Annotated in this window: 8 protein-coding genes; 3 read left to right on the top strand and 5 right to left on the bottom strand. The window is 63.8% G+C overall.

Going from position 1 to position 12,401, the window contains the following annotated elements; translation table 11 throughout:
- Nucleotides 1-66: 66 nt before the first annotated feature.
- Nucleotides 67-4,803 carry a glutamate synthase large subunit gene (gene gltB / locus LB523_RS14065; protein WP_224603359.1) on the bottom strand — a complete coding sequence of 1,579 codons (4,737 nt, stop codon included), beginning with the start codon at nucleotides 4,801-4,803 and terminating at the stop codon, nucleotides 67-69.
- A gap of 490 nt (nucleotides 4,804-5,293) precedes the next feature.
- Here gltB and LB523_RS14060 point away from each other — a divergent pair, with 490 nt between their 5' ends.
- Nucleotides 5,294-6,343 (top strand): threonine aldolase family protein, encoded by a 1,050-nt coding sequence (locus LB523_RS14060; protein WP_224603354.1) that lies wholly within the window; start codon nucleotides 5,294-5,296, stop codon nucleotides 6,341-6,343.
- Nucleotides 6,344-6,368: 25 nt separating this feature from the next.
- Nucleotides 6,369-7,262, top strand: a complete 894-nt coding sequence (locus LB523_RS14055) for an MBL fold metallo-hydrolase (protein ID WP_224603352.1) — start codon at nucleotides 6,369-6,371, stop codon at nucleotides 7,260-7,262.
- A 10-nt stretch (nucleotides 7,263-7,272) separates the two neighbouring features.
- Here LB523_RS14055 and LB523_RS14050 read toward each other — a convergent pair whose 3' ends face one another.
- Nucleotides 7,273-8,025 carry a sulfite exporter TauE/SafE family protein gene (locus LB523_RS14050; protein ID WP_224603351.1) on the bottom strand — a complete coding sequence of 251 codons (753 nt, stop codon included), beginning with the start codon at nucleotides 8,023-8,025 and terminating at the stop codon, nucleotides 7,273-7,275.
- A 135-nt stretch (nucleotides 8,026-8,160) separates the two neighbouring features.
- Nucleotides 8,161-8,628: an Hsp20 family protein gene (locus LB523_RS14045; protein ID WP_095766320.1), complete on the bottom strand. Its 468-nt coding sequence runs from the start codon at nucleotides 8,626-8,628 to the stop codon at nucleotides 8,161-8,163.
- A gap of 614 nt (nucleotides 8,629-9,242) precedes the next feature.
- On the opposite strand from LB523_RS14045, the gene LB523_RS14040 reads away from it, so the two are divergent.
- Complete coding sequence (locus tag LB523_RS14040; RefSeq protein ID WP_224524175.1) at nucleotides 9,243-10,199, top strand: alpha/beta fold hydrolase; 957 nt, start codon at nucleotides 9,243-9,245, stop codon at nucleotides 10,197-10,199.
- Between the two features lie 10 nt (nucleotides 10,200-10,209).
- Here LB523_RS14040 and hisN read toward each other — a convergent pair whose 3' ends face one another.
- Both hisN and LB523_RS14030 read right to left on the bottom strand, forming a co-directional pair.
- Complete coding sequence (hisN, locus tag LB523_RS14035) at nucleotides 10,210-10,983, bottom strand: histidinol-phosphatase (RefSeq protein WP_224603350.1); 774 nt, start codon at nucleotides 10,981-10,983, stop codon at nucleotides 10,210-10,212.
- Nucleotides 10,984-11,341: 358 nt separating this feature from the next.
- Nucleotides 11,342-12,298, bottom strand: coding sequence for an N-formylglutamate amidohydrolase (locus tag LB523_RS14030; protein WP_224603349.1), 957 nt, complete (start codon nucleotides 12,296-12,298; stop codon nucleotides 11,342-11,344).
- Between the last annotated feature and the right edge of the window lie 103 nt (nucleotides 12,299-12,401).

Here is a 12,401-nt window from a genome sequence, read left to right as displayed (position 1 = left end):
CTCGCGGGGTCAGGATTGTTGGTGAGGATGCCGGCCGGAAAGTCATCTTTCCGGCCATGCCCGAAACTATTCCGCCGCCACGCTCATGCGCATGCGTTCCATCTCGATCAGCGCGCGGCGATACTCCACCGGCATGATTTTCCGGAATTTCGGCCGGAAGTTCTGCCAATCGTCGAGGATTTCGCGGCCGCGCACCGAACCGGTGAAATGCACGTGGTTCGAGATCAGCTGGTAGAGCCGTTCCTCGTCATGGCTGGTCATGTCGCCCGACACGTCGACGCGGCCCTTGTGGTCGAGGTCGCCGCCGTGATGGAGCAGCTTCTCCATCAGGTCGTCCTCTTCCGGAACCGGCTCCAGCTCGACCATCGCCATGTTGCAGCGCTCGGCGAAGTCGCCCTTCTCGTCCAGCACATAGGCGACGCCGCCCGACATGCCGGCCGCGAAGTTGCGCCCGGTCTTGCCGAGCACGACGACGATGCCGCCGGTCATGTATTCGCAGCCGTGGTCGCCGACGCCCTCGACGACGGCCGCCACACCGGAATTGCGCACGGCGAAACGCTCGCCGGCGACGCCGGCGAAATACGCCTCGCCTTCGGTGGCGCCGTAGAGCACCGTGTTGCCGACGATGATCGAGTCCGCCGCGACGATCTTGGCCTCTTGCGGCGGCCGGATAACGATGCGGCCGCCCGACAGGCCCTTGCCGACATAGTCGTTGCCGGCGCCGACCAGCTCGAAGGAGACGCCGCGCGCCAGGAAGGCGGCGAAGGACTGGCCGGCGGTGCCGGTCAGCTTCACCTTGATCGTGTCCTCGCGCAGGCCCTTGTGCTTGAAACGCTTGGCGACTTCGCCCGACAGCATGGCCCCGACAGATCGGTCGACGTTGCGGATCGGCAGCTCGATGGTGACCGGCTGCTTGGCGTCCAGCGCCGGCTTCGCCAGCTCGATCAGCTTGCGGTCGAGCACGTCGTCGATCGGATGCTTCTGCCGCTCGGTCCAGTGCAGCGCCTCGTGCGGCGCGTCCGGCTTGAAGAACATCTTCGAGAAGTCGAGCCCGCGCGCCTTCCAGTGTTGGATGACGTCGCGCTTTTCCAGGAGATCGGTGTCGCCGATGATCTGGTCGATATGGGTGAAGCCCATCTCGGCAAGCAGCCCCCGCACCTCTTCCGCCACATAGAAGAAGAAGTTGATGACGTGCTCGGGCGTGCCCTTGAAGCGCTTGCGCAACACCGGGTCCTGCGTCGCCACGCCGACCGGGCAGGTGTTGAGGTGGCACTTGCGCATCATGATGCAGCCGGCCGCGATCAGCGGCGCGGTCGAGAAGCCGAACTCGTCGGCGCCGAGCAGCGCGCCGATGATGACGTCGCGCCCGGTGCGCAAGCCGCCATCGACCTGCAGCGCGACGCGCGAGCGCAAGCCGTTGAGCACCAGCGTCTGATGCGTTTCGGCAAGGCCCATTTCCCACGGGCTGCCGGCATGCTTGAGCGAGGTCAGCGGCGAAGCGCCGGTGCCGCCGTCATAGCCCGAGATGGTGATGTGGTCGGCGCGCGCCTTGGCGACGCCCGCCGCGACCGTGCCGACGCCGACCTCCGACACCAGCTTGACCGAGACATCGGCCGCCGGATTGACGTTCTTCAGATCGTAGATCAGCTGCGCCAGATCCTCGATCGAATAGATGTCGTGATGCGGCGGCGGCGAGATCAGGCCGACGCCGGGCGTCGAGTGCCTGACCTTGGCGATGGTCGCGTCGACCTTGTGTCCGGGCAACTGGCCGCCCTCGCCGGGCTTGGCGCCCTGCGCCACCTTGATCTGCATGACATCGGAATTGACCAGATATTCCGCCGTGACGCCGAAGCGGCCCGACGCGACCTGCTTGATCGCCGAGCGTTCCGGATTCTTGCCGCCGCCGGGCAGCGGCAGATAGCGGTCGGCCTCTTCGCCGCCCTCGCCGGTGTTGGACTTGCCGCCGATCTGGTTCATGGCGCGCGCCAGCGTGGTGTGCGCTTCCCTGGAGATCGAGCCGAACGACATCGCCCCGGTCGAGAAGCGTTTGACGATCTCGGCCGCCGGCATGACGTCCTCGATCGCGACCTTCTTGCGGCCGGTCTCTTCCGCTGTTCTGATCTTGAACAGGCCGCGAATGGTCTGCGCGCGCGCGGTCGCGCTGTCGATCTGCGCCGAATACTCCTTGAACGTATCCCAGGAGCCCTGCCGCACGGCGTGCTGCAGGCTGGCGACGGCATCGGGCGACCACATATGCGCCTCGCCGCGCATGCGGAACATGTACTCGCCGCCAACCTCGAGATTGTTGCGCAGCACCGGATCGCTGCCGAAGGCATCGTTGTGGCGGCTGAGCGTCTCGGTGGCGATCTCATCCAGGCCGACACCTTCGATCAGCGTCGCCGTGCCGGTGAAATACTTCTCGACGAAGTCCGACTTCAGCCCGATGGCGTCGAAGATCTGCGCGCCGCAATAGGACTGATAGGTCGAGATGCCCATCTTTGACATCACCTTGAGGATGCCCTTGCCGATCGACTTGATGTAGCGCGAGACCACCTCGTATTCGTCGACCTCTTCCGGCAGCTCGCCGCGCTTGTGCATGTCGAGCAGCGTGTCGAAGGCGAGATAGGGATTGATCGCCTCGGCGCCATAGCCTGCCAGGCAGCAGAAATGATGCACCTCCCGCGGCTCGCCGGATTCCACCACGAGGCCGACCGCGGTGCGCAGGCCCTTGCGGATCAGGTGATGGTGCACGGCCGCCGTCGCCAGCAGCGAGGGAATGGCGATGCGGTCCGGGCCGACCTGGCGGTCGGACAGGATAATGATATTGTAGCCGCCGGCGACCGCCGCCTCCGCGCGCTCGCAGAGCCGGTCGATGGCGCCTTGCATGCCGGCGGCGCCCTCGTTCGAGCCATAGGTGATGTCGATCGTCTTGGTGTCGAAACGGTCCTCGGTGTGGCCGATCGAGCGGATCTTCTCCAGATCGCCATTGGTCAGGATCGGCTGGCGCACTTCGAGCCGCTTGCGGCGCGACGTGCCGACGAGATCGAAGATGTTCGGCCGCGGCCCGATGAACGACACCAGGCTCATCACCAGCTCCTCGCGGATCGGGTCGATCGGCGGGTTGGTGACCTGGGCGAAGTTCTGCTTGAAATAGGTGTAGAGCAGCTTCGACTTGTCCGACATCGCCGAGATCGGCGTATCGGTGCCCATCGAACCCACCGCTTCCTGGCCGGTGGTGGCCATCGGCGCCATCAGAAGCTTGGTGTCTTCCTGCGTGTAGCCGAAGGACTGCTGGCGATCGAGCAGGCTGACATCCTTGCGCAGCGCGCGCGGCTCGACCGGCTTCAGATCTTCCAGGATCAGCTGCGTGTTGGCGAGCCAGGTCTTGTAGGGGTGCCTGGTCGCGATCTCCGACTTGATCTCCTCGTCGGAGACGATGCGGCCCTTGGCGAGATCGATGAGCAGCATGCGGCCGGGCTGCAGCCGCCACTTCTGCACGATCTTTTCCTCCGCCACCGGCAGCGCGCCGGCCTCCGACGCCATGATGACGCGGTCGTCGTCGGTGACGATATAGCGCGCCGGGCGCAGGCCGTTGCGGTCGAGCGTAGCGCCGATCTGGCGGCCGTCGGTGAAGACCACCGCCGCCGGTCCATCCCACGGCTCCATCAGCGCCGCATGGTACTCGTAAAAAGCCTTGCGGTCGGCGTCCATCAGCTTGTTGCCGGCCCAGGCTTCCGGGATCAGCATCATCATGGCGTGGGTGAGCGAGTAGCCGCCCTGGAACAGGAACTCGAGCGCGTTGTCGAAGCACGCCGTGTCCGATTGGCCTTCATAGGAGATCGGCCAGAGCTTCGAAATGTTGTTGCCGAACAGCTCGGAATCGACCGAGGCCTGGCGCGCCGCCATCCAGTTGTTGTTGCCGCGCACGGTGTTGATCTCCCCGTTGTGCGCGACCATGCGATAGGGATGCGCCAGCTTCCATGACGGGAAGGTGTTGGTCGAGAAGCGCTGGTGGACGAGGATCAGCGCCGTATCGAAGCGCGGATCCTTGAGGTCCTTGTAATAGGCGCCGACCTGATAGGCCAGGAACATGCCCTTGTAGACGATGGTGCGCGCCGACAGCGACACGCAATAGGCGCCGACATCCTTGTTGTCGTTCTCGGCATAGATGCGGCCCGAGATCACCTTGCGCAGCAGGTAAAGCCGCGCCTCATATTCCTCGTCGTCCGGGATGTCGGCCGTGCGGCCGATGAACACCTGCCGATGGAACGGCTCGGACGCCACGATATCCGGCGCCTTCGACAGCGACGAATTGTCGACCGGCACGTCGCGGAAGCCGATGAGCGGCAGCCCTTCCGACTGCGCCGATTCGGCGATGATCTCTTCGATATGGGCGCGCAGCGCCGCGTCCTGCGGCATGAACCAGTGGCCGACGCCATATTGGCCGGCCGGCGGCAGTTCGACTCCCACGACCGCCATTTCTTCGCGGAAGAAAGCGTCCGGGATCTGCACCAGCACGCCGGCGCCGTCGCCGACCAGCGGATCGGCGCCGACGGCGCCGCGATGGGTGAGGTTTTCCAGCATCGCCAGGCCGTCCTCGACGATCCCGTGCGACTTCACGCCCTTCATGTTGGCGATGAAGCCGACGCCGCAGGCGTCGTGCTCGTTGCGCGGATCATAGAGGCCCTGCGCGGTCATGCCGTTGGCGGTTCGCAGCCCTTTGGTCAGGACGGTATTTTTAACGGCTGCCGCTTTCGTCTGCGCGGCCTGGCCGTTGATCGCAGATGGCGTCAGTTCCGTCATCGTCCTATCCTCCGTTCTCCACCTTGGCCCCGACTGTCTCAGGACGCTGGTTTGCCTTGGGAAGCATGATGCTTCCCCTTCATGTTGCTGCACGTCTCGCGAAATCCACCGAACCAAACGGCTATACGCCCGGTTCGCATCCGGTATCGTACAGGCCAGAGCCGGGCCGTCTACCCGCCGCTCGCGACAATGGCCGGAATGGCAGCGATGATACGCCAGTCCGGCCTGTTTTGTGCGACAAAATAAGACAGCACTACTGTCCTAAATTTTTTATGGCAGAAATCAGACAGCCGCACAAGACCGATTCACAAAAAACTTGGGCGCCGCGCGACACAAAATTTCGTGACGGGCGTCGGAAACGCAAGCTTTGGTCCAGGCATTTTGGCGTCGATTGCTGGCTTCACCGCTTCGCCGACGATTGGCCCTTGCGCTTCGACTGCCGAAGCGGTCAAGTCCCGCCACTTTCGCCGATCACGATACGGATTTCTCGATGTTCTTTGCATCCGACAACTGGGCGGGCGTCCATCCCGACATTTCGGCCAACCTGTCGCGCCACGCCGCAGGCATCGCGACCGCCTATGGCGACGGCGATCTTGACCGCGCCGTCTATCGTCGCTTCAACGAGATCTTCGAGCGCGAGGTGCAGGTCTTCTTCGTCGCGACCGGCACGGCGGCCAACGCGCTTTCGATGGCTGCGTTGAACCGCATCGGCGGTATCGCGCTTTGCCATTACGAAGCGCATATGAATGTCGACGAGTTCGGCGCGATGGGTTTCTACACCGGCGGCGCGCGCATGGCGCCAGTGGCGGGACCGCTGGGGCGCATGACCCCGGAGGCTCTCGACCGGACCATCAAGCGATATTCGCAGGACCTGGCCCCCGCCGGCCAGCCAATGGCGGTCACCGTCACCCAGGCGACCGAGGTCGGCACGGTCTACAGCGTCGACGATGTCAAGGCGATCGCCGAGGTCAGCCGCCGCCACAAGCTGCCGCTGCACATGGACGGCGCGCGCTTCGCCAATGCGATTGCAGCGACCGGCGTCAGCCCAGCCGAAATGACCTGGAAGAGCGGCGTCGATCTTATCTCCTTCGGCGGCACCAAGAATGGCTGCTGGATGGCCGATGCGGTCGTGGTTCTCAATCCGGATGCCAGCAAGGATCTGCGCCTGCTGCGCCAGCGCGCCGGACAGACTTTTTCCAAGGCCCGCTTCATCTCGGCCCAATTCGAGGCCTATTTCACCGACGATCTGTGGTTGAGGATGGCAGGCCACGCCAATGCGATGGCCGCGCATCTGGCCGAGACGATCGAGGATGCGCCGGCCGGCAGGCTCGCCTGGCTGCCGCAGGCCAACGAAGTGTTTGCCATCCTCGGTCGGGCCACCGCGGAAAAGCTGCAAGCGGCCGGCGCCAAATTCTACGAGTGGGGCGTGCCGCAGGGGTTCGATGGCCACCTCGGCGACAAAGAAGCGATCTACCGCTTCGTCGCCAGCTTCGCCACCACGACGCAAGAGATCGACCGTCTCGGCCAGTTGCTTGGCTGAGCTTGCGGCACTCGGGAGCAGCCAGATGACCAAGCCGCCTCTCGGCTCGACGATGCGGCTGGTCCGTCCGGCGCCGAACGTGCTGGGCTTCTATGACGGCCGCATCGAAGGCGTTCGCATCTGGTCGCACGAGCCGAACTGGCTCGACGACGGCGCTTACACGCTTGGCATCTGCACCTATGCGATCGTCGACGGCTCGCAGGCGCTTGTCTATGACACGCACATATCCCTGCCCCATGCCCGCTTCGTCCGGAAAACCCTTGAGGAGATGGGCGTGACCTCGATCCGCGTCGTGCTCAGCCATTGGCATGACGACCATATCGCCGGCAACGAGGTGTTTAAGGATTGCGAGATCATCGCCAACCGCCTCACCGCCTTGGCGCTCGAACGCGGCCGGGCCGACATCGAGGGCGGTAATCCGCCGATCAAGCCGCTTGTGCTGCCCAACAGGGTTTTCGACAACAGCCTCAGCCTGACGGTCGGGGCGGCCCCCATCGAACTGCGCCAGGTCGAGATCCACAGCCATGACGGCACGGTGCTGCTGATGCCCGACGCCGGCCTGCTTTTGGCAGGCGACACGCTGGAAGACTCGGTCACCTATGTGTCGGAGCCGGAGCGCCTGAGCGAGCATCTGGTCGACCTTGGGCGCATGTCCAGTTGGCAGTTCGATCGAATTCTGCCCAACCACGGTTCCTTTGAGGCGATCGAAGCCGGCGGCTATGACAGAAGCTTCATCGACGCCACCGAGGCTTACGTCCGAAAGCTGCTTGCCTGCCGGCAAGACCCCGACCTAGCCAAGCAGGATCTGCGGACCTTCGGCGCCGAGATTTTCGCCACCACGGCGACCGAGTATTTCGCGCCATACGAAGCCGTTCACCGGCGGAATGTCGAAGCCGTTCTTGCGGCAAATAATAAGTAGGCCGCTGCAGCTAGGCCACAAAGGGCCGCAGCAACAACTCGACGCCGAGCAGGACCAGAAAAATCAGGAACCAGCGGCGAAAAATTGCCGGGCTGATCTTCCGGCGCAGGATTTGCCCCAGCCACATGCCGAGCAGGGCCGGCAGCACGGCAAGCGAGGACATCGCCAGATGTCCCGCCTCGAAGACGCCATGCGAGGCAAGGCCCAGCGCCAGGGCGATCGTCGATACGGTGAAGGAAAGACCGAGCGCCTGGATCAGATCGTCCCGGCTCAAGCCGAGCGCCTGGATGTAAGGCACGGCAGGCACTACGAAGACGCCGGTGCCACCCGTGACCAGGCCGGTGAGGAAACCCACGGCCGGCGACGACCAGCGCTCGCTTTTCTCGGGAACGACAGGCTGCCGCGCGAGCAGGCTATAGGCGGCATAGACGATCAATGCCGCGCCGAGACCTGCCGTCGTCCATTTGACATTGTCGCTGGCGAGCAGCCGCGAGCCGGCGATCGTGCCGATCAGAATGCCCGCCATCATCAGCCAAAGCCGGCGCAGGACCGCCGAAAAACTCGGGCCGGCGAAAAGCTGCCAGACATTGCTGACGAAGGACGGCACGATCAGCAGCGACGCCGCGGTCACCGGCGGCATGATGGTGCCAAGCAATCCCATGGCCAGCGTCGGCAGGCCCATGCCGGTGACGCCCTTGACGATACCGGCGAGCAGGAAAGTGATTGCAACGGTGAGTGTCAGCAGCAGGGAAGAATCGGACATCGCCCTTCATGATCCGCCGCTGCATGCTTCGAAAGAGCCAGAACGGCGCGTTGCCGGTGGCACAATAAAAAGCGGCGCCTCGCGGCGCCGCTTTCGTCTCGGGAGGGAGACGTTGTCTACTACGGGCCCCGCGGGTTACGCGGCGGCCTTGGTTTCGATCTGCTTGGCCTTGTCCGCGGACGAGGTGATCGCGATCTTGCGCGGCTTCAGCTCCTCGGGAATGTTGCGCTTGAGGTCGACGAAGAGCAGGCCGTTCTTCAGCGTGGCGCCTTCCACTTCGACGTGGTCGGCGAGCTGGAAGCGGCGCTCGAAGGACCTCGAGGCGATGCCGCGGTAAAGCAGCTCGGAACCCTCGCTGTTGTTCTCTTCCTTGCGCTCGCCCTTGACGGTCAGCACGTTGCGGTGGGCTTCGATCGAAATCTCGTCTTCCGAGAAGCCGGCAACGGCCATCGAGATGCGATAGGCGTTCTCGCCCGTGCGCTCGATATTATAGGGCGGATAGGTCTGCGCGGTCTCGGGCTGGCCGAGCGAATCGAGCATCGTGAACAGCCGGTCGAAGCCGACGGTCGAACGATAAAGCGGGGAAAAATCAACGTGACGCATGAGTGTTCTCCTTTTGAGCAACATGGTTTGCGTATGACCCGGTGCGAAACCCTCGAAAGGCGTTCCGGATAGGCCAGCGGCCCCGACATCGGCGGCCACAGCATTCATTTGGGAAGCTCAAAAAGCCATTTCAAGGTTTTCCTTGGTCGCAATGCAGCCACGTTCATGAACGGTGGATGAACCACGGCTTCGGCATCCGTTCAGTCATGCGGCATTAGGCTTCGGTCAAGTTCGAGCAATTCCAGGAAAAGTGCGAAGCGGTTTTCCGTCCGGAATTGCGTCAAGACAGAGAGACAAGCGGCGCCCCCCTTCCCTGCGCCGCGACGAGGCCGAACCGGGTGCAACGTCCCTTCCTCCCGGATCGACAGAGGCCGGAAGTGCACCGCAGGCACTTCCGGCCTTCCCGCGCTACAGCGCCGCGCGTCTCTGGACGCGCTAAGGACGCACTAGCACTTTTGATTTCGCGCGTGATCCTTTCCGAAATCGATTCCGATTTTCGGGGTCACGCGCGGCAACCGCGTAAATCCTCGCAACGCCTTTGCTTTCGCCGCCTGGCCGTCTATCACCATGCCGACGCCTCGCCCGTCCGGGCAGAAAACAAGCAACGACGCCGCATGACGGATCTTTTCCATCTGACCGAGGACAATCCCGCGCCGCAGAATGCTGCGGGCGGCTTCTTCACCACACGCGACGGCAAGAAGATCCGCTATGGCGTCTTTGCCGCTGTCAGCCGCCCGCTGCAGGGCACGGTGGTTCTGCTGACCGGGCGCAACGAATGCATCGAGAAATATTTCGAGACCATCCGAGATCTCGCCGATCGCGGCTTCGGCGTCGCCATCCTCGACTGGCGCGGCCAAGGCGATTCCAGCCGCCTGCTGCGTGACCGCCAGCGCGGCTATGTCCGCAGCTTCCGTGACTATACGCGCGATCTCGAGCAATTCTTCGAAGAAATCGTGCTGCCCGACTGCCGCGGCCCCTATTACATCCTCGCGCACTCCACGGGCGCGGTGATTGCGCTGCTTGCCTCGCCGTCGATGGTCAACCGGGTGCGACGCATGGTGCTGCTGGCTCCTTTTCTCGAGGTGCCGGACCTGCCGGTCTCGATCGCCACGGTCCGGCGCGTCTGCACGGTTTTCTGCGCGCTGGGTCTCGGCCGGCTCTATGCCGCGCTCGGTCCGCGCCCGAAAGTGCCGCCCGCTTTCGAGGTGAACAAGGTGACCTCGGATCCTGCGCGCTACCGGCGCAATGTCGGAATCTACGAGGCCTGGCCGCAGCTCGCGCTCGGCGGTCCAACCATCCGCTGGCTGAGGGCCGCCGCCGCGGCCGCGAAAGCCGTCAGCGATCCGGATTTCATGGCAAGGGTGAAGGTGCCGATGCTGATCGTCGCCGCCGGCGCCGACCGGGTGGTCTCGACCAAGGCGGTGGAGGCCTATGCCAGGAAACTGCGGGTCGGCTCGCTGTTGATGATTGACGGCGCGCAACACGAGATCCTGCAGGAGAAGGACATCTACCGCGAGCAGCTCCTGGCGGCTTTCGACGCCTTCATCCCCGGCACGGGTGATGCTCCCTGAGCGCGCCCGATCAGCCGCGCAGCGCCGCCATCGCTGCCGCGTGAAGCTCGGGCGTCGCGGCCGCCAGTATGTCGCCGCCCTTCTCCGCCGGCCCGCCTTCGAAAGTGGTGATGACGCCGCCGGCCTTCTCGATGATCGGGATCAGTGCGACGATGTCGTAAGGCTTCAGGCCCGGGTCGGCGACGATGTCGATGCTGCCGGCCGCCAGCATGGCGAAGGCGTAGCAATCGGTGCCGTAGCGGGCGAGCTGCACCTTTGTCTCGAACTGGTCATAGCGCTTGCGCGCATCGCCCTGGAACAATGCCGGCGTAGTCGTGAACAGCGTCGCTTGCGCGAGTTCGGTCGTCTTGCGGGTCGCGAGCCGGCGCGGGCCGCCCGGTCCTTCATAATGCGACCCGGAAGCGTTGGCGTAGAACAGCTCACCGGTGAAGGGTTGCGACATCATGCCGGCGACCGCCTCGCCGTCGACGGTCAGCCCGACCAGCGTTCCCCACACTGGGATGCCGGAAATGAAGGCGCGGGTGCCGTCGATCGGGTCGATCACCCAGACATGTCGGCTGGCGAGATTCTGGCTGCCATGCTCCTCGCCGAGGATGCCGTGCTCGGGATATTCGGACGAAATCAGCGTCCGGATCGCGCGCTCGGCTTCGCGATCGGCCTCGGTTACCGGATCGAAGCTTCCCGTAAGCTTGTTGGTGACCGCCCCCTGGCTGCGGAAGCGCGGCAGGGTTTCGGCGGCGGCGGCATGCGCGATGCGCCGCATGAAATCGGTGCTGATATCCAAGTCGCTCTCCCCCATCGCGGCCGTTGCCGGCTGCCTGTTTCTCGCGGAACAGGCGCGCTGAAGACCGGTCAGACGCCCGTTTTCTGTTGCCCGAATGTCACATGTGAGCCGCCGAAGCGGAATTTCCACATCATATTGAATTAAAAAAGCCCGCTGTCGATTGACATTTGTGCGGCGCACAATAATTTTGTCATCGGACAGGTTTTCCTGTCCATGCCCTCCTTGGGCGTTTCCTCCCTAGACTTCGACCGTGTCGTGAAAACGATGCGGTCTTTTTTTCAGGCAATTCCGGGAAAAGTGTGAAGCGGTTTTCCGTCCGGAATTGCGTATACAAGAACTCGGCGCGCCAACCGCGCCGTCATTCCGCCGCAAGCGGCAAATCGACGAAATGGTGGTCGGGCAGCGACATCAGGTCGGCCGAGAAGCGGGTCAGGTCGCAGGCCAAGGCGTCGAAGCCGGCCGATTTCTGGAACGTCCGCTCGTCCATGTAAAGCCCGCGATTGACCTCGATCTGCAACGCATGCAGATGCCGCGCCGGCCTGCCGTAATGTTCGGTGATGAACCCTCCCGCATAGGGCTTGTTATGCGCGACGGTGTAGCCCATGCGGACAAGCAGGCCGATGGCCATCTCGGTGAGCGCCGGCGAGGCCGAAATTCCGAACCGATCGCCGATGATGAAGTCGGGCCGCACGCCGTTGTCGCCGACGCGTATACTGGCCGGCATCGAGTGGCAGTCGATCAGCACGGCATAGCCGAACCTGGCATGTGTTCTGGTCAGGAGCCGCTTCAGCGTCTCGTGATAAGGCTTGTACACTGCTTCGATGCGCGCCACCGCCTCGGCCAGCGGCAGGCGGCCGGGATAGATATCGAGGCCTTCGCCGACAAGCTTCGGCACCGTGCCCAGCCCGCCGGCGACACGCGCCGAACGGATGTTGCAGAAGGACGGGACCGGCTCTGCGAACATGCGCGGATCGAGTTCCCACGGCTCGCGGTTGACGTCGAGATAGGCGCGCGGAAAATTGGCCGCCAGCAGTGGCGCGCCGAGCGGCACGGCGCCGCCGAAAAGCTCCTCGACATAGCAGTCCTCCGACCGGCGGATGGCGTTGCGGTCAAGCCGCGCCATGGCCAGGAAGCGCTCCGGATAGTGGCGGCCGCTATGCGGTGAGTTGAACAGGAAAGGGACGCGCTGCTCGGCGCCCGATCGGATTTCGAAGGGTGGGACGACCGAAAAATCCTCGGCTGCCGTTTTCAATTTGCACGAACCAGGAAACAGCACTGCATCATGACGTAAAACTTGCCACCTTGCGTGCGGCATGTCCAGCATTTCGGGCGACGAAACCCCAGCTTGAACCGGATGCGGGACGCCCTTCATTCACTTGATGTTTACCGACACATCCTCATATACAGCATGGTTAACA

It is taken from the genome of Mesorhizobium sp. ESP-6-4, assembly GCF_020164735.1.
In the GTDB taxonomy this organism is placed as follows: domain Bacteria; phylum Pseudomonadota; class Alphaproteobacteria; order Rhizobiales; family Rhizobiaceae; genus Mesorhizobium.
This window is presented reverse-complemented; position numbering and strand designations above follow the sequence as displayed.